The 19,220-nt window shown below is 77.3% G+C and carries 2 protein-coding genes; both read left to right on the top strand.

Annotated features, from left to right (window positions below):
• The coding region (locus tag AB0E96_RS23730; RefSeq protein ID WP_359827058.1) for an amino acid adenylation domain-containing protein at positions 1-15,773 on the top strand (15,773 nt) is incomplete at its 5' end.
• A 10-nt stretch (positions 15,774-15,783) separates the two neighbouring features.
• On the top strand, positions 15,784-19,220 hold a 3,437-nt coding region (locus AB0E96_RS23725), incomplete at its 3' end, for an amino acid adenylation domain-containing protein (protein WP_359827055.1).

Here is a 19,220-nt window from a genome sequence, read left to right as displayed (position 1 = left end):
TCGTTGAACGGGACGCGGGCGAGCGGGCGGCGGTTCATGGGGTTGCGCATCGGTGCGCCCGGCACGACGCGCTGCGCACCACCGTCGTCACCGTCGACGGGCAGCTCGTGCAGCGCGTCGCCGAGCGGGCCGACCTGCCGCTGCGCACCGAGGACCTCGGCGCCCTGCCCGCCGAGGAGCGCGCCGCGGCCGCCGAACACCTGCTGGCCGAGGAGCTGTCCCGGCCCTACGACCTGACCCGGGGCCCGCTCACCCGGGTGCTGCTGATCCGGCTCGCCGACGAGGAGCACCTGCTGCTGCTGGCGCAGCACCACATCGTCACCGACGGCTGGTCGGTGGGCGTCCTCACCCGCGAACTGGCCGAGCTCCACCGGGCGGAGGCCGCCGGAGAGCCGGACACCCTGCCCGCCCCCGCCCTCCAGTACCCCGACTTCGCCCACTGGGAGCAGCACCGCCCGGCCGACCACACGGCCGACCTCGCCTACTGGAGGCGCGCCCTGGCCGGCCTGCCGACCCTGCGGCTGCCCACCGACCGCCCCCGCCCCGAGCAGCGCACCAGCCACGGCTCGGCGCACCGCCACCACCTGCCCGCCGAACTGGTCGACCGGCTGCGCCACCTCGCCACCGGCCGCGGCACCACCGTGTTCACCCTGTTCGCCGGGGCGTGCGCGCTGCTGCTCTCGCGCCACTCCGGCCAGCGGGACGTCGCCTTCGGCACCGTCACCACCGGGCGGGAGCGGCGCGAACTGGAGGAGGTGACCGGCTTCTTCGTCAACACCGTGGTGCTGCGCGGCGACGTGGACGAGGAGGCCACCGTCGACCGCTTCGTGGAGGGCATGCGCACCACCCTGCTGGACGCCTTCGCCCACGCCGCGGTGCCCTTCGACCGGGTCGTCGAGGAACTCGCCCCGCCCCGCGACCCCAGCCGCACCCCGCTGGTCCAGGTCGTCGTCGTCCAGCAGACCCCCACCACCCCGGCGCCCACCGGCGGACTGCGCTTCGCCGACCACCCGCTGCCCCGCCCCGCCGCCCGCTTCGACCTGGTGCTGGAGTTCACCCCCGACGACGCCGACGGCGGCTGCACCCTGACGGTGGAGTACAACACCGACCTCTTCGACCGGCGGACCGCGACCGCGCTGGCGGACCGGCTGCACCGGCTGCTCGCCGGAATGGCCGACGGGCCGCAGCGCACCCTCGCCGAACTGCCGATGGTCTCCGAGGAGGAGCAGCGCGCGCTGCTCGACGCCTGGACGGCGCCGGGGGACGGCCCGCGCAGCTACGTCCTCGACCGTGCCCTGCGCCCCCAACCCGACGGCGTGCCCGGCGAGTTGTACCTCGCGGGCGAGCTGCCGGACCAGCCGGGGGAGGGCCTCGGTGAGCTCGTCGCCGACCCGTACGCCGCGCCTGGCTCCGGGCCCCTCGGATCCGGCGGAGGCGGGATGTACCGCACCGGGGAACTGGTGCGGCGCACCGCCGACGGCGGACTGGAGTACCTCGGCAGGGCCGAGCAGTGGGCCCGGCCGCGCAGCCTGGAGCCCGACCCGGAGGAGACCGCCGAGGCGCTGCGGGGCTGCCCGGAGGTGGCCGAGGCGGCCGCCGTCCTCACCGGCGCCCCCCGGCGGCTGATCGGCTACGCGGTGCCCGTCCCCGGCGGCCGGATCGAACCCGAGGAAGTGCGCCGCGCCCTCGCCCTGACCCTGCCCGACCACCTCGTCCCCGCCGTCGTGGTGCCGCTGCCCGCCCTGCCGCTGGGCCCCGACGGCACGCTCGACCGCGACCGGCTGCCCGACCCGGGGCCCGCCGCGCCCGCCGTCCGCCACGTCGCCCCCCGCACCCCCGCCGAACGCGCGCTCGCCGGCATCTGGGCCGAGGTGCTGCGGCTGGAGCGGGTCGGCGCCGACGACAACTTCTTCGACCTCGGCGGCGACTCCATCCTCGGCATCCAGGTGGTGGCCCGCTCCCGGCAGGCCGGGCTGGCGGTGACCTCCCGGGACCTCTACCGCCACCAGACCGTCGCCGCGCTCGCCCTCGCGGCCGAGGACGCCGAGGCTCCGGCCGTGCCCGCACCGGTGGCCGCCACCGGCCCGGCCGTGCCGACCCCGATCCAGCGCTGGTGGTTCGAGCGGGCCGCCGGGAGCGCCGGGCACTTCGCCCAGGCGCTCTCCCTGCTGCTGCCCGCCGACCTGGACCGGGCCGCCCTGGAGGAGGCGCTGAACGACGTGGTCACCCACCACGACGCGCTGCGCTCGGCCTTCACCGCCCCGGACGGCGGCGGCGCCGCGCGGTGGCGGATCCGGCAGCCGGCCGGCCGGACCGCCCTGGTCCGGCACAGCGGCCCCGACCAGGACACCCCGCACTTCGGCCCGTACGACCTGGACGGCGGCGCGCCGCTGCTGCGCGCCGTGCTGCACGAGCGCACCGGGGGCCGCCCGCCCGTCCTGCACCTGGCCGTCCACCACCTGGTGGTCGACGGGGTCTCCTGGCGGGTGCTGCTGGAGGACCTCGACACCGCCTACCGGGCCCGCCGCGACGGCCGGGACGGCGCCGCGGCCCTGCCGGCCAAGTCCTCGCCGCTGCGCCAGTGGTCCGAGCGGCTGAGCGCCTTCGCCGCCGAGGGCGGCTTCGAGGACGAGACGGAGTACTGGGCGCGGGCCCTGCCCGAACCCGGCACCGCCGAGGCCTTCCCCGACGAGCTGGACGGCCCCGACACCTACGCCACCGAACGCTCCGTCACCGTCCGGCTGAGCCCCGCCGACACCGCCGCCCTGCTGCGGACCCTGCCCGACACCTACCGCACCCAGGCCAACGACGTGCTGCTGAGCGCGCTCGGCCGGGCGCTGTGCGGGGCGAGCGGGCTGGAGCGGGTCGTGGTGGACGTCGAGGGCCACGGGCGCGAGGAGCTGTTCGCCGACCTCGACCTCAGCCGCACCGTCGGCTGGTTCACCACCCGCCACCCCGTCGCCCTGGCCGTCCCCGCCGGAGCCGGCTGGGACACCGTCCTCAAGCAGGTCAAGGAGCAGCTGCGCGCCGTCCCCCGGCGTGGCCTCGGCTTCGAGGCGCTGCGCCACCTCGGGCGGCCCGGTACGGCGCCCGAGGCCCCGGCCGCCCGGATCAGCTTCAACTACCTGGGCCGGATCTCCCTGCCGGACGACCCGGACGGGCTGTTCCGCGGCACCTTCCGGCCGCTGGAGCTGGACGCCGACCCGGCCGTCCGGCGCCCCCACCCGCTGGAGGTGGTCGGCCGGCTGGACGGCGACGCGCTGGAGTTCACCTGGTTCCACTCCGCCGCCGTCCACCGGAGCGGGAGCGTCGAGGCGCTGGCCCGGCGCTTCGCCGAGGAACTGGCCGACCTCGCCCGCCACGCGGCCCGCCCCGGCGCCGCCGGGCGCACCCCGTCCGACTTCCCGCTGGCCCGGCTCGACCAGGCGGCGGTGGACCTGGTCACCGGCGCCGACCCGGGCGCCGTCGAGGACGTCCTGCCGCTCACCCCGACCCAGGCCGGGATGCTCTTCCACGGCCTCGCCGAGGAGGACAGCGGCGCCTACTTCCAGCAGCTGGACTTCGTCCTGGACGGCGTGGCCGACCCGGCCCGCCTCGCCGCGGCCTGGCAGTGGGTCACCGACCGCACCGCGGTGCTGCGCGCCCACGTCCGCTGGCAGCGGGTGCCCGAGCCGCTGCTGGTGGTGCACCGCCGGGCGGCCGTGCCGGTCACCCACCTGGACTGGCGGGCGCTGCCCGAGGACGAGCGCCGCGACCGGCTGGCCGAGCTGCTGGACCGCGACCGGGCCCAGGGCCTCGACCTGGGGCGGGCCCCGCTCCAGCGGCTGCTGCTGATCCGGCTGTCGGACGACCGGGTGCGGGTGCTGTGGTCCTTCCACCACCTGGTCCTGGACGGCTGGAGCCTGTTCCAGGTGCTCTCGGACGTCTTCGCGGTGCACGCCGCCCTCGCCCGCACCGGGGCGGACGTCCCGTACGGCACCGTGCCGGAGCGCCGGCCCTACCGCGACTACCTGGCCTGGCTGGCCGGGCGCGACCACGCCGAGGCCGAACGGCACTGGCGCACCCGCCTCGCCGGGCTCACCGAGCCGACGCCGCTGCCCTACGACCGCGAGCCGGTGGCCAGCCACCGCGCCGAGTCCACCCGGGACCTGCCGTTCACCCTGCCCGCCGCCGCGACCAGGGCCCTGGAGGATCTGGCGCGCGGGGCCGGACTGACCCTCAACACCGTGCTCCAGGGCGCCTGGGCGGTACTGCTGGGCCGCCAGGCCGGACGGGACGAGGTGGTGTTCGGCACCACCTCCTCCGGGCGGCCGCCCGAGCTGCCCGGCGTCGAGGCGATGACCGGCCTGTTCATCACCACCCTGCCGACCCGCACCGCCGTACCCGCCGAGGGCACCGTGCTCGACTGGCTCCGGGCCCTCCAGCGCGAGCAGAGCGAGGACCGGCGGTACGGCTTCGTCCCGCTCACCCGGCTGCGGGCCGGCACCGGACTGCCCGAACAGAGCGGCCTGTTCGACAGCCTGGTGGTCTTCGAGAACTACCCGGTCGACGAGGACGCGGCCGACGCCCACGGCCTGCGGCTGCGCGACCTGGACGGCATCGAGACCACCAACTACCCGCTGGCGCTGCTGGCCTACCCCGGCCCGGAGCTGTCGCTGCGGCTCTGCTACGACCCGCGGCTGTTCGACGAGTCCACGGTGCGCCGGCTCGCCCGGCAGCTCACCGCCCTGCTGACCGGCCTGCCCGCCGGCGCCCACCGCCCGCCCGCGCGGCTGCCGCTGCTCACCGGCGAGGAGCGCCGGCGCGTCCTGGTCGACTGGAACGCCACCGCCGTCGAGCAGCCCGCCGCCGACATCGCCGAACTGTTCGCCGCGCAGGTGCTCCGCACCCCCGCGGCCGTCGCCCTGGAGGCCGACGGGCAGCGCCTGACGTACCGCGAACTCGACGCCCGCGCCGCCGAACTGGCCGGCCGGCTGGCCGCCCGCGGGGTGCGGGTCGAGCAGCCGGTCGGGGTGCTGATGGAGCGCTCCGCCGACCTGGTCGTCGCCCAGCTGGCGCTGGTGCGCACCGGCGCGGTGTACGTGCCACTGGACGGCCGGGCGCCGCGCGAGCGGCTGCAGCGGATGCTGGCCGCGGCCGGCGCCGAACTGCTGCTCACCGACGCCCACCGGGCGGCGGAGGCGGTCGCGCTGCGCCCGGCCGAGCGGGTGCTGCGGGTCGACCTGCCGGAAGACCTGCCCGGGGACCGGCCCGAGGACCTGCCCGGCGACCGGCCGGTGGCGGCCCCGGCGGCCGTCCACCCCGACCACGTCCAGTACCTGATGTTCACCTCGGGCTCCACCGGCACCCCCAAGGGCGTCGCGGTGCGCCGCCGGGACGTCGCCGCGCTCGCCCTGGACCGCGCCTTCGCCGGCCACGACCGGGTGCTGGTGCACTCCCCGCACGCCTTCGACGCCTCCACCTACGAACTCTGGGTGCCGCTGCTGCGCGGCGGCACCGCCGTCCTCGCGCCGCCCGGTGACCTGGACGCCGCCGCCGTCCGGCACGCCGTCACCGAGCGGGGCGTGAGCTGCCTGTGGCTGACCGCCGGCCTCTTCCGGCTGCTCGCCCAGGAGGACCCGGGCTGCCTGCACGGCGCCCGCGAGGTGTGGACCGGCGGCGAGGCGGTGCCCGGCGCCGCCGTCCGCAAGGTCCTGGCGGCCTGCCCCGGCCTCACCGTCGTCGACGGCTACGGGCCGACCGAGACCACCACCTTCGCCACCCGCCGGGCGTTCCGCGCCGGCGACGAGCTGCCCGCCGTGCTGCCGATCGGCCGCCCGCTGGACAACACCCGGGTGTACGTCCTGGACGGCGCCCTCCAGCCGCAACCCCCGGGCGTCACCGGCGAGCTGTACATCGCCGGGGCCGGCCTCGCGCGCGGCTACGCGGGCCGCCCGGGGGAGACCGCCGCCCGCTACCTCGCCGACCCCTTCGGCCCGCCCGGCGGCCGGATGTACCGCACCGGCGACACCGCGCGGTGGAGCGAGGACGGCGAACTGCACTTCGTCGGCCGCGCCGACGACCAGATCAAGATCCGCGGCTTCCGGATCGAGCCCGCCGAGATCGAGGCCCGGCTCACCGCCCACCCGGCCGTCGCCGAGGCCGTGGTCTCGCTGCACCAGGACGGCGGACGCAAGCGCCTCGCCGCCCACCTGGTGCCCGCCGAGGGCGCCGAGGCGCCCGGCGCCGCCGCGCTGCGCGCCCACCTGGCCGCCGACCTGCCCGACTACATGCTGCCCGCCGCCTTCGTCACCCTGCCCGAACTCCCGCTCACCGCCAACGGCAAGGTGGACCGCCGACGGCTGCCCGCCCCCGAGTGGTCGGCGGGCGGCGACCGCCCCCACCGCGCCCCCGGCACCGAGCGCGAGCGGCTGCTCGCCGCGATCTGGTCCGAACTGCTCGGGGTCGAACGGGTCGGCCTGGACGACGACTTCTTCCTGCTCGGCGGCGACTCCATCCTGAGCATCCAGGTCGTCTCCCGGGCCCGCGCCGCCGGACTCGCGCTCTCCCCGCGCGACCTCTTCCGGCACCCCACCGTCGCCGCCCTGGCCGCGGCCGCCGGCAGCGCCGTCACCGTGGCCGGCACCGAAGCGGTCAGCGGCGAGGTCGGCCTGACGCCGATCCAGCACTGGTTCCTCGACCCGAACCCGCCGTACGCCGAGCAGTTCGACCAGTCCGTCGTGGTGGAGGCCCCCGGCGCCGTCGACCCGCGGGCGCTGCGCCGCGCCCTCGCCGCCCTCTGGGCCCACCACGACGCGCTGCGCACCCGCTTCACCCGCACCGCGGACGGCGCCTGGCAGCAGCACTGCGCCCCCGCCGACCAGGCCGCGCCCGAACTGCTGGAGGTCCACGACCACGGCGCCGAGGAAGCGGTGACCGCGGCCGCCCACGCCTCCTTCCGGCTCGCCACCGGCCCGCTGCTCACCGCCCGCCTCCTCACCGGCGGCGCCGGCCGCCCCGACCGGCTGCTCCTGGCCGTCCACCACCTGGCCGTCGACGGCGTGTCCTGGCGGGTGCTGCTGGAGGACCTGGAGACCGCCTACCGGCAGGCCGTCGAGGGCCGCCCGCTGCGGCTGCCCGCCCGCACCAGCTCCGTCCGGGAGTGGGCCGACCGGCTGGCCCGGCACACCGCGGCCGGCGGCTTCGCCGCCCAGCGCGCCCACTGGACGGCGGCCGCGGCGGCCTGCGCCCGGGCGCTGCCGGTGGACGGCGAGGGCGCCAACACCGCGGCCGAACTGCGCCGGGCGACCGTCCGGCTGGACCGCGCGCGCACCGACGCCCTGCTGCGCGGGGTCCCCGCCGTCTACCGCACCCGGATCGACGACGTGCTGCTCACCGCGCTCGGCCGGGTGCTCGCCGACTGGACCGGGCACGGCACCGTCGCCGTCGGCCTGGAGGGCCACGGCCGCGAGGACGGCCTGTTCGACGGCGTCGACCTGTCCCGTACGGTCGGCTGGTTCACCTCGCTGTTCCCCGTCGCCCTGGACGTCCCGGCGGCGGGGGACTGGGGCACCGCCCTCAAGGCCGTCAAGGAGCAGCTGCGGGCGGTGCCCGACCGCGGCCTCGGCTACGGGGCGCTGCGCCACCTCGCCCGGGACGGGGCGCTCGCCTCCGCGCCCGCCCCCGGCATCAGCTTCAACTACCTGGGCCGCTTCGACTGGTCCGCCGACGGCGCCGCCCTGGTCCGCGCCGTGCCCGGCGGCCTCGGTGGCGCGGAGGCCCCCGGCACCGAGCGCCCCCATCTGCTGGACGTGGTCGCCCGGGTCGAGGACGGCGAGCTGGAGATCGGCTGGTACTACAGCGCCGGCCGGCACCGGGAGAGCACCGTCGACGGGCTGGCGCGGGCCATGCTGGGCGCGCTGGAGGAGATCGTCGCCCACTGCGCCGAACCCGGCGCGGGCGGCCGCACCCCCGCCGACTTCCCGCTCGCCCGGCTCGACCAGGCCGCCGTGGACCGGATCGCCGGGGACGGCCGCACCGTCGCCGACGTCTACCCGCTGACGCCGATGCAGGCCGGGATGCTCTTCCACAGCCTGCTCGACCCGGACGGCGACACCTACGTCAACCAGGTCCAGCTGGTGCTGTCCGGCGTCACCGACCCGCACGCGCTGGCCGAGGCCTGGCAGCAGACCGCCGACGCCAACGCCATCCTGCGCACCGGCCTCAGCTGGCAGGACGGCGCCGAGCCGCTCCAGGTCGTCCGGCACCGGGCCGTCGTCCCGGTCACCCACCACGACTGGAGCGGCCGCCCCGCCGAACAGGTCGAGCGCGACACCGCCCGGCTGCTCGCCGAGGACCGCGCGGCCGGGCTCGACCTCACCGCCGCGCCGCTGCTGCGGCTGGCCCTGATCCGGCTGACACCCACCCGGGTACGGGTGGTGTGGACCTTCCACCACGTGCTGCTCGACGGCTGGAGCGCCGCCCAGGTCTTCGACGAGGTGTGCGAGCGCTACGCCGCCCTGACCGCCGGCCGCGCCCCCGCTCCGGTCGAGCGCGCGCCCTACGCCGACTACCTGCGCTGGCTGGCCGGCCAGGACCGGGCCGGGGTCGAACGGTACTGGCGCGCCACCCTGGCCGGCTTCCCCGCCCCCACCGAACTGCCCCGGGACCGCCGCCCGGCCGGCGCCCACCGCGCCTCCTCCTCGGCCTCGGTACGGGTCGCCCTCGGCCCCGCGCTGTCCGAGCGGCTGCGCGACACCGCCCGGCGGGCCGGGCTGACCGTCAACACCGTGCTCCAGGGCGCCTGGGCGCTGCTGCTCTCCCGCTACGGCGGCGGCGAGGACGTGGTGTTCGGCACCATCGTCTCCGGCCGGCCCGCCGAACTGCCCGGTGTCACCTCGATGGTGGGGCTGTTCATCAACGCCCTGCCGACCCGGGTGCGGATCGACGCCCGGCGCCCGCTGCTGGACTGGCTGCGGGAGGTCCAGGACACCCAGTCCGAGGCCCGCCGGCACGACGCCGTCTCGCTGGCCCAGCTCCGGAACTGGAGCGAACTGCCCGGCGGAACCGCCCTGTTCGACAGCATCGTCGTCTTCGAGAACTACCCCTTCGACGCCGAGTCGCTGACCCGGCACGGCCTCGGGGTGGAGACCGAGCACGTGCTGGAGCCGACCAGCTACCCGCTCAGCGTGGTGGTGGCGCCCGGCACGGACATCGAGGTCAGCCTCGACCACGACCCGGCCGCCTTCGACGCCGCCACCGTCGAACGGCTCGGGGCGAGCCTGCGCACCCTGCTCGCCGGGATGGCGGCCGGCCTCGACCGGCCGTCCGGCGAACTGCCGCTGCTGGACCGGGCCGAGGGGCACCGACTCCTGGAGCGCCTCGCCGGCGAGGTCCGCCAGGCGCCCCGGGGCACCCTGCCCGAGGCCTTCGCCCGGCAGGCCGCCCGCACCCCCGACGCCCCGGCCGTGCGCGCCGGCGGGGAACAGCTGACCTACCGGGAGCTCGACGAGCGCTCCGACCGGCTGGCCCGGCTGCTGATCGAGGCCGGGGCCGGCCCCGAGCGCTTCGTCGCGCTCGCCCTGCCGCGCACCGTCGACCTGGCCGTGGCCCTGCTCGCCGTGCTCAAGAGCGGCGCCGGCTACCTGCCCGTCGACCCCGGCTACCCGGCCGAGCGGATCGCCTACCTCTTCGAGGACGTCCGGCCCGACGCCGTGGTCACCGCCGCCGCCACCCGGAAGCGGCTGCCCGACGGCCCGTACCACCGGATCGTCCTGGACGACCCGGACTGCCGGGACCGGCTGGCCGCCGCCCGCCCCGGGCCCGTACGCGACGAGGAACGGAACGGCGCCCTGCTGCCGGAGCACCCCGCGTACGTCATCCACACCTCCGGCTCCACCGGCCGCCCCAAGGGCGTGGTGGTCGCCCACGCCTCGGTGCTCGCCCTGACCGACTGGGCCGCCGCCGAGTTCGCCGGACGCGGCCTGGAGCACGTGATCGCCGCCACCTCGCTCAACTTCGACGTGTCGGTGTTCGAGATCTTCGGGCCGCTGCTCTCCGGCGGCCGCGTGGAGCTCCTGCGCGACCTGCTGGCCCTGGCCGAGCACCCCGGTCCCTGGGAGGCCGGGCTGCTCAGCGCGGTGCCCTCGGCGCTCGGCGGACTGCTCGCCGACGGCGGCGTCCGCCTGGACGTGGACACCGTGGTCCTGGCCGGCGAGGGACTGCCCGCCCGCACCGTGCGCCGGGTCCGCGAAGCCGTCCCCGGCTGCCGGGTGTTCAACGTCTACGGCCCCACCGAGGCCACCGTCTACGCCACCGCCCACACCTGCGACCCCGCCGACCCGGACCGCGACCCGCCGATCGGCCGCCCGGCCGGCGGCGCCCGCGCCTACGTCCTGGACGAGCGGCTGCGCCCGGTGCCCGTCGGCGCGCCCGGGGAGCTGTACCTGGCCGGCACCGGCGTGGCGCGCGGCTACCTGCGCCGCCCCGGGCTGACCGCCGCCCGCTTCCTGCCCGACCCCTACGGCCCGCCCGGCAGCCGGATGTACCGCACCGGCGACCGGGCGCGCTGGAGCGCCGACGGCGAACTCGACTACCTCGGCCGCGCCGACGACCAGGTCAAGGTGCGCGGCTTCCGGATCGAACTCGGCGAGGTCGAGGCCGCGCTGGCCCGCCACCCCCGGGTGTCGGCCGCCGCCGCCCGGGTCGTCGAGCAGGACGGCCACAAGCGGCTGGTCGGCTATGCGGTGGCCCGCGACGGCGACCTGCCCGACCCGGCCGAATGGCGGGCCTTCCTCGGCCGCACCCTGCCCGACCACCTGGTGCCCGCCCTGGTCGTGCCGCTGGAACGGCTGCCGCTCGGTGCCACCGGCAAGCTCGACCGGCGCGCCCTGCCCGTCCCCGCCCCCGCCGCCGGGAGCACCGGGAGCACCGGGCACGAGCGGCCGCCGCACACCGACACCGAACGGGCCCTCGCCGCGATCTGGCGCGAGGTGCTCGCAGTGCCCGAAGTGAACGCGGACGACAACTACTTCGCCCTCGGCGGGGACTCCATCCTCGGCATCCAGATCGTCTCGGCGGCCCGCCGGAACGGCCTGGCGCTCACCCCCCGGGACCTGTTCGCCCACCAGACCCTGGCCGAACTCGCCCGCGCCGCCGAGCGCTCCCCGAGCCCCGCGGCCACCGCCGAGCAGGGCGCCGTCACCGGCGACGCCCCGCTCACCCCCGTCCAGCACTGGCTGCTGGACACCCTCGACGGCGACCCGGCGCGGCTCACCCAGACCGTCTCCTTCGTCCTCGCCCCCGACACCGGGGAAGGCGACCTGCGGGCCGCCCTGGCCGCCGTCCTGGACCACCACGACGCCCTGCGGCTGCGCTACGAACCGCTGCCCGACGGCCGCCGGCGCCAGCACGGCACCGCACCCGGCCAGGCCCCCGAGCTGCACGTCCACGAGGCGGCCGGGGGAGAGGAGCGCGAGGCCGTCCTGCGCGGGCTCGGCGAGCGCCTCGCCGAGGGCTTCGACCTGGCCGCCGGACCGCTGCTGCGGGCCGCGCTCTGCCGCTTCGCCGACGACCCCCGCCCCGTCCTGCTGCTGACCGCCCACCACCTGGTGGTCGACGCCGTCTCCTGGCGGATCCTGCTGGAGGACCTGGAGCGCGCCCACCGCGCGCTCAGCGCCGGAGAGCGGCCCGACCTCGGCGCCAAGACCACCTCCTTCCGGGCCTGGGCCGAACGGCTCGCCGCACACACCGCGGCCGGCGGCTTCGACGCCGAACTCCCCTACTGGCAGAGCCTGGTGGACGACGAGATACCGGTGGACCTGGAGGGCGCCAACACCGCCGACACCGAGGAGTCGCTGACCTTCGAACTGGGCGCCGAGGACACCCGCCGACTGCTCCAGGACGTCCCGGAGGCCTACCGCACCCGGGTCAACGACGTCCTGCTCTGCGCCCTCGGCCGGGTCCTGGCCCGCTGGACCGGACGGGACCGGGTGCTCGTCGCCCTGGAGGGCCACGGCCGCGAGGACCTCCTCGAAGGCGTCGACCTCTCCCGCACCGTCGGCTGGTTCACCGCGATGTACCCCGTCGCCCTCGACGTGCCCCGGGACGCCGACACCGGCACCGCCCTCAAGGCCGTCAAGGAGAACCTGAGGGCCGTGCCCGGCGGCGGCCTCGGCCACGGCGCGCTGCGCCACCTCAGGCCGGTGCCCGGCCTCGCACTGCCGCGGATCGGCTTCAACTACCTGGGCCGGCAGGACCGGACGGCCACCCCCGGCGGCCTGCTGCGCGAACCGGCCGGCCCGCTCACCGGCGGCATGGACCGCACGGCCCGCCGCCCCCACGTCCTGGACGTGCTCGGGCAGGTCGCCGACGGCCGGCTCTCCTTCACCTGGTCCTACTCCCGCGCGCTGCACCACGGCGGGACGGTCGCCCGGCTGGCCGCCGAACTGCTGGACGAGCTGCGGGAGATCGTCCGCCACTGCGCCGAACCCGGCGCCGGCGGCCGCACCCCCTCCGACTTCCCGCTGGCCGGCCTCGACCAGGCCGGCGTCGACCGGCTGGCCGGCACCGGACGGGAGGTGACGGAGATCCAGCCGCTCACCCCCACCCAGACCGGCATGGTCGTCCACGGCCTCGACGAGGCCCGGCACGGCCTGTACGTCGAACAGATCACCTTCGTCCTGGACGGCGCCCGCGACCCCGACCTGCTGGCCGCCGCCTGGCAGCACGTCGTCGACCGCACCCCGGTGCTGCGCACCTCGGTGGTGCTCCGGGACGTACCGGTCCCGCTCCAGGTCGTCCACCGCCGGGCGACACTGCCCGTCACCCGGCACGACTGGAGCGGGCTGACCGAGGCGCGGCGCCACGAGCGGCTGGAGGAACTGCTCGCCGACCGGCGCACCCGCCCGCTCGCCCTGGACCGCGCCCCACTGCTGCGCCTCGACCTGATCCGGCTCGGCCCCGACGCCGTCCGGGTGGTCTGGGAGTTCCACCACGTGCTACTGGACGGCTGGAGCGTCTTCCACGTCCTCGGGGACGTCCTGGCCGCCCACGCCGCCCTCGCCCGCGGCGAGCGGCCCGAACTGCCCGAGCGCCGGCCCTTCGCCGACCACGTCCGCGGCCTCGCCGCCCGCGACACCGGCGCCGCCGTCGAGCACTGGCGCGGCGTGCTCGCCGACCTCACCGCCCCCACCGCCCTGCCCTGGGACCGCCGCCCTGCCCCGGGCGAGACCACCCGCTCCGGGGACTGGCTGTCGCACCGGCTGGACGAGGCGAGCACCGCGCGGCTCCAGGAGTTCGCCCGCCGCCACCGGCTGACCCTCAACACCGTGGTGCAGGGCGCCTGGGCGCTGCTGCTGTCGCGCTGGAGCGGCGAGCCGCGGGTCTGCTTCGGCACCACCGTCTCCGGCCGGCCCGCCGACCTGCCGGGCGCGGACGGCATCGTCGGCCTGTTCATCACCACCCTGCCCGCCCGGGTCGCCGTCGACGGCCGCCGGCCCTGCGCCGACTGGCTGCGCACCCTCCAGGAGGAGCAGGCCGAGGACCGCCGCCACGACCACCTGCCGCTGGCCCGGATGCACGGGCTGAGCCAGGTGCCGCCGGGCACCGAGCTGTTCGACAGCCTGGTGGTCTTCGAGAACTACCCGGTCGGCGACGCCACGGCCGGCGCCCACGGCCTGCTGCTGCGCGACCTCGACGCCCGGGAGGCCACCAACTACCCGCTCACCGTGGTCGTCTCGCCCGGCGAACGGCTCGCCGTCGAGCTCGGCCACGACCCCCGCCACCTCGACCGGGAGAGCGCCGGGCGGCTGGCCGGCCAACTGCTGCACACCCTGACCGCGCTGGCCGACTCGGACGGCACCACCCCGCTGGACGAACTCGACCTGCTGCCGCCCGGCGAACACGAGCGGCTGCTGCGCGGCCCGGCCCGCCCCGAACTCGCCCCGGTGCCCCCGGCAACCCTGCCCGCCCTGGTCGAGGCCGCCGCGGACCGGTGGCCGCGGGCCGTCGCCCTCAGCGCCGCCGGCCTGGAACTGACGTACGCCGAGGCCGAGGTCCACGCCAACCGGCTGGCCCACCGGCTGATCGCGCGCGGCGCAGGCCCCGGGGAGACCGTCGCCCTGCTGCTGCCCCGCTCGGCGGACACCGTGCTCGCCGAACTGGCGGTGGCGAAGAGCGGCGCCGCCTTCCTGCCCGTCGACCCGCACTACCCCGAGGAGCGGATCGGGGCGATGCTGCGCGACGCGGCCCCCGCCCTGACCCTGGACGCCAAGGAGGTCGCCGAACTCCTCGCCGCCCCGGACGGCGCCCCGGACCACCGCCCCACCGACGCCGACCGGACCCGCCCGCTCGACCCCGACGACCCGGCCTACGTCATCTTCACCTCCGGCTCCACCGGCACCCCCAAGGGCGTCGTCGTCACCCACCGCGGCCTCGCCGCCTTCGCCGCCGCCGAGGCCGCCCACTACCGGGTGGCCCCGGGGGACCGGGTGCTGGCCTTCGCCACCCCCAGCTTCGACGCCTCGGTGCTCGAACTGTGCCTGGCCCTGCCGCACGGCGCCCGGCTGGTGGTGCCCGAGCCGGGGCCGCTGCTCGGCGCCCACCTGGCCGCGCTGCTCCGGGCGCAGGGCGTCACCCACACCCTGCTGCCGCCCGCCGCCCTCGCCACCCTGCCGGACGACACCCCCGGCAGCCTGCCCGCGCTGAGGACCCTGATCGTCGGCGCCGAGGCCTGCGGCGCCGACCTGGTCGCCCGCTGGGCCCCGCACCACCGGATGGTCAACTCCTACGGCCCCACCGAGGCCACCGTGGTCGCCACCTGGTCCGACCCGCTGACCGCCGACGGCACCGCCCCGCCGATCGGCCGCCCGCTGCCCGCCACCCGCGCGTACGTCCTGGACGCCCGGCTGCGGCCGGTGCCCGACGGCGTCCCCGGCGAACTGTGGCTGAGCGGACCGGCCCTGGCCCGCGGCTACCTCGGCCGGCCCGGCCTGACCGCCGCCCGCTTCACCGCCGACCCGTACGGGCCGCCCGGCGGCCGGATGTACCGCACCGGGGACCTGGTGCGCCGCGACCGCCACGGCGAACTGCACTACCTGGGCCGCACCGACCACCAGCTCAAGCTGCGCGGCCACCGGATCGAGGCCGGCGAGGTGGAGGCCGTGCTGTCCCGCCACCCGGCCGTCCTGGACGCCGTGGTGAGCATCCGGGAGGACGAGCCCGGGCTGCCCCGGCTGGTCGCCCACCTGCTCGCCGCCCCCGGCACCGAGCCGCCGACCGGCGCCGAACTGCGCGCCCTCGCCGCCCGCGCGCTGCCCGGCCACATGGTCCCCTCGGCCTTCGCGGTGCTGGAACGCTTCCCGCTCACCGCGAGCGGCAAGACCGACCGCGCCGCCCTGCCCGCCCCCGCCCCGGAGGAGGCCGAGCCGGCCGAGCGGGTCGCGCCCCGCACCCCCACCGAGGAGGCGGTGGCGGAGATCTGGGCCGAGACCCTGCACACCGCCGTCGGCGCCACCGACGACTTCTTCCGGCTGGGCGGCGACTCCATGCGCGCCCTGCTGATCGCCTCCCGGGCCAACGACGACTTCGGTGTCGCCCTCACCCCCCGCGACGTGCTGGTCTCCCGCACCGTGGCCGCCCTCGCCGAGCTGGTGGAGGACCTGGTGCTCAGCGAGCTCGAAGCCGCCGCGCTGGACGGACCCGACGACCCCGACGCCCCTGGCGACGCCCTCGACGACCCCGACGCCCCTGACGAAGCCGCCGACTCCGGCCGCCCCGACGAGAACGAACGGTGAGGAGCCGACCATGACGACTTCGAAGCGAGACCGCGCCGCCGCCCTGCCCGCCGACCTCCAGGAGGCCCTGCGCAAGCGGCTGGCCGGCCGGGCCGGCGGCACCCGCCCCGCCGACCGGGCCATCCCGCGCGCCGACCGGGGCCGACCGCTGCCGCCCTCCTTCGTCCAGCAGCGGCTCTGGTTCCTGGACCGGCTGAGCCCCGGGGACGCCCGCTACAACAGCGCCGTCGCCCTGCGGTTCACCGGGGCGCTGGACCGCACGGCGCTCGCCGCCGCCCTGACCGCCGTGGTGGCCCGCCACGAGGCGCTGCGCACCACCTTCGAGGAGGCCGACGGCCGGCCGGTGCAGATCGTCCGGGAGGCCGGGCCGGTGGAGCTGCCGGTCCACGAGCAGGCCGGTGGCGAGAGCCTGGACGCGGTCCTGCTGCGGGAGTACGGCCGGCCCTTCGACCTCGCCCGCGGGCCGCTGCTGCGCGCCCTGCTGGTGGCCGAGTCGCCGCTGTCCCACGTGCTGCAGCTGACCGCCCACCACATCGTCACCGACGGCTGGTCGATGGGCGTCGTCCTGGACGAGCTGTGCACCGCCTACGCCGCCCTGGCCCGCGGCGCCGAACCCGAACTACCCGAAGTCCCCACCCAGTACCCGGACTTCGCGGTGTGGCAGCGCGAGCAGCTGGCCGGCGACCGGCTGGAGCGGCACCTCGCCCACTGGCGGGAGAAGCTGGCCGGCGCCGAGCCGACCGAGCTGCCGCTGGACCACCTGCGGCGCGGCGAGGAGGCCGGCCCCGGCGCCCTGCACACCTTCACCGTCCCCGCGCCGCTCACCGCCCGGCTGCGCGCCCTCGCGGCCGAACGGCAGGGCACCCTCAACACCGCGCTGGTGGCCGGCACCCAGGCGCTGCTGGCCCGCTGGTCCGGCCGGCCGGACGTCACCGTCGGCACCCTGATGGCCGGGCGCACCCGCACCGAGCTGGAACGGGCCGTCGGCTGCTTCGTCAACACCGTGGTGCTGCGCACCCGGGTCGCGCCCGACGCCTCCTTCCGCGAACTGCTCACGGCCGCCACCGAGACCGGCAACGACGCCCTCGCCCACGGCGACACGCCGTTCGAGCGGCTGGTCGAGGCGGTCGGCGCGCCCCGCGAAGCCGGCCGCAACCCGCTGTTCGACGTGCTGGTGCTGCTGCACCCCGCACCGCCCGCGGCCGGCGACCGGCCCGGCCTCGCCACCGAGCCGGTCACCGTGCCCCGGCAGGCCGCCACCTTCGACCTCAGCGTGGAGTTCGTCCCCGACGGCGAGGCGCTCACCGGCGTCCTCGAGTACCGTGCCGACCTCTTCGACGCCCCCACCGCCGCCCGGACGGCCGACCAGCTGCTGCGGCTGCTGGAGGGCGCCGCCGCCGAACCGGACCGCCGGCTCGCCACCCTGCCGCTGCTCTCCGCGCGGGAGACCGAGCGGGTCACCCGGGACTGGAACGCCACCGCGCTGCCCGTCGAGGACGTCACCCTGCCGGAACTGTTCCGGCGCCGGGCCACCGAGACCCCGCACGCCCTGGCGCTGGTCGCCGGGGAGGAGCGGCTGGACTACGCGACGCTGGACGCCCGCGCCGAACGGCTCGCCCACCGGCTGTCCTCCCGCGGCGCCGGCCCCGAACGGCTGGTCGCGCTGCGCCTGCCGCGCACCGCCGACCTGGTGACGGCCGTCCTCGCGGTCTGGAAGACCGGCGCCGGCTACGTGCCGGTCGACCCGGCGCTGCCCGAGGAGCGCGTCCGCTACCTGCTGGAGGACTCCGGGCCGGCCCTGCTGCTGGACGAGCAGACCCTGCGCGAGCTGACGGGGACCGACCACGAGGACACCGGGCGGCTCCCCGCGCCGGACCCGGCGACCCCCGCGTACGTGCTCTACACCTCCGGCTCCACCGGCCGCCCCAAGGGCGTCGCCGTGCCGCACCGCGCCCTGACCCACCTGCTCGCCGCCCACCGGGCCGGCTTCGTCGCCGACGCCGGCGGCGGGCCGCTGAACGTCGCGCTGACCGCCTCCTTCTCCTTCGACACTTCGCTCGAGGGCCTGCTGCTGATGGCCGACGGCCACCCGCTGCACCTGGTCGACGAGACCACCCGGATGGACCCGGCCGCCCTGGTCGAGTTCGTCGTGCGCCACCGGATCGACTTCCTCGACCTCACCCCCTCCTACCTGCGCCAACTGCTGCCCGCCGGGCTGCTCGACGACCCCCGCCACCGCCCCCGGGTGCTGATGCTCGGCGGCGAGGCGGTGGCCCCCCGGCTCTGGCGCGAGCTCGCCGCCCGCCCCGAGGTGGCCGCCTACAACTACTACGGGCCCACCGAGTGCACCGTCGACGCGCTCGCCTGCCGCATCGACGGCGGGGACCGGCCGCTGGTCGGCCGCCCGCTGCCCAACGTCCGCGCCTACGTCCTCGACGGCCGGCTCCAGCCGGTGCCGCCCGGGGTGAGCGGCGAACTCCACCTGGCCGGCGAGCAGGTCGCCCGCGGCTACGCCGGGCGCCCGGGCCTGACCGCCGCCCGCTTCACCGCCGACCCCTACGGCCCGCCCGGCACCCGGATGTACCGCACCGGGGACCTGGCCCGCTGGACCGCCGACGGGCGCCTGGAGTACCTCGGGCGCGCCGACGACCAGGTCAAGGTGCGCGGCCACCGGATCGAACCCGGCGAGATCGAGGCCGCCCTGCTCGACCTCCCCGAGGTCGCCGCGGCCGCCGTGACCGCCGTCCCCGACGCCCACGGTCACCACCGGCTGGCCGCCTACCTGGTGTTCGCCGACGGCGCCGCCCGCCCCGTCGCCGAACTGCGCGCGGCACTGCGCCGGGTGCTGCCCGACCACATGGTGCCCTCGTCCTTCACCGTGCTCGACGCGCTGCCGCTCAACACCAGCGGCAAGCTGGACCGCCGCGCCCTGCCCGCCCCCGAGGCCGACGTCCGGGAGGGCGGGTTCGTCGCCCCGCGCACCCCCGAGGAGGAGACCCTCGCCGCCATCTGGGCCGAGGTGCTGGGCGTGCCGAGGGTCGGTGTCACGGACAACTTCTTCGAACTCGGCGGGGACTCGATCCTGAGCATCCAGGCCGTCTCCCGGGCCCGCGCCGAGGGCCTGCGGATCGGCTCGCAGGACGTCTTCCGCCACCAGACCGTCGCCGACCTCGCCGCCGTGGCCCGCACCGTCGGGGCGCAGGCCGCCCCCGCTCCGCGCCACCAGGACGGGCCGGCTCCCCTCACCCCCGTCCAGGAGTGGTTCTTCGCCGCCCACGGCCCGCTGCGCCATTTCACCATGTCGATGCTGCTCGACCTGCCGCACGAGCTGGACGAGCCCGCCCTGGAACGGGCGCTGGACGCGCTGGTGGCCGCCCACCCGGCGCTGCGCACCCGCTTCACCCCGGGGCAGGACGGCCCGCGCCAGGAGCCGGCCGCCGACGCCGG

This window comes from Kitasatospora sp. NPDC036755 (assembly GCF_040636595.1).
Classification (GTDB): Bacteria; Actinomycetota; Actinomycetes; order Streptomycetales; family Streptomycetaceae; genus Kitasatospora.
This window is presented reverse-complemented; position numbering and strand designations above follow the sequence as displayed.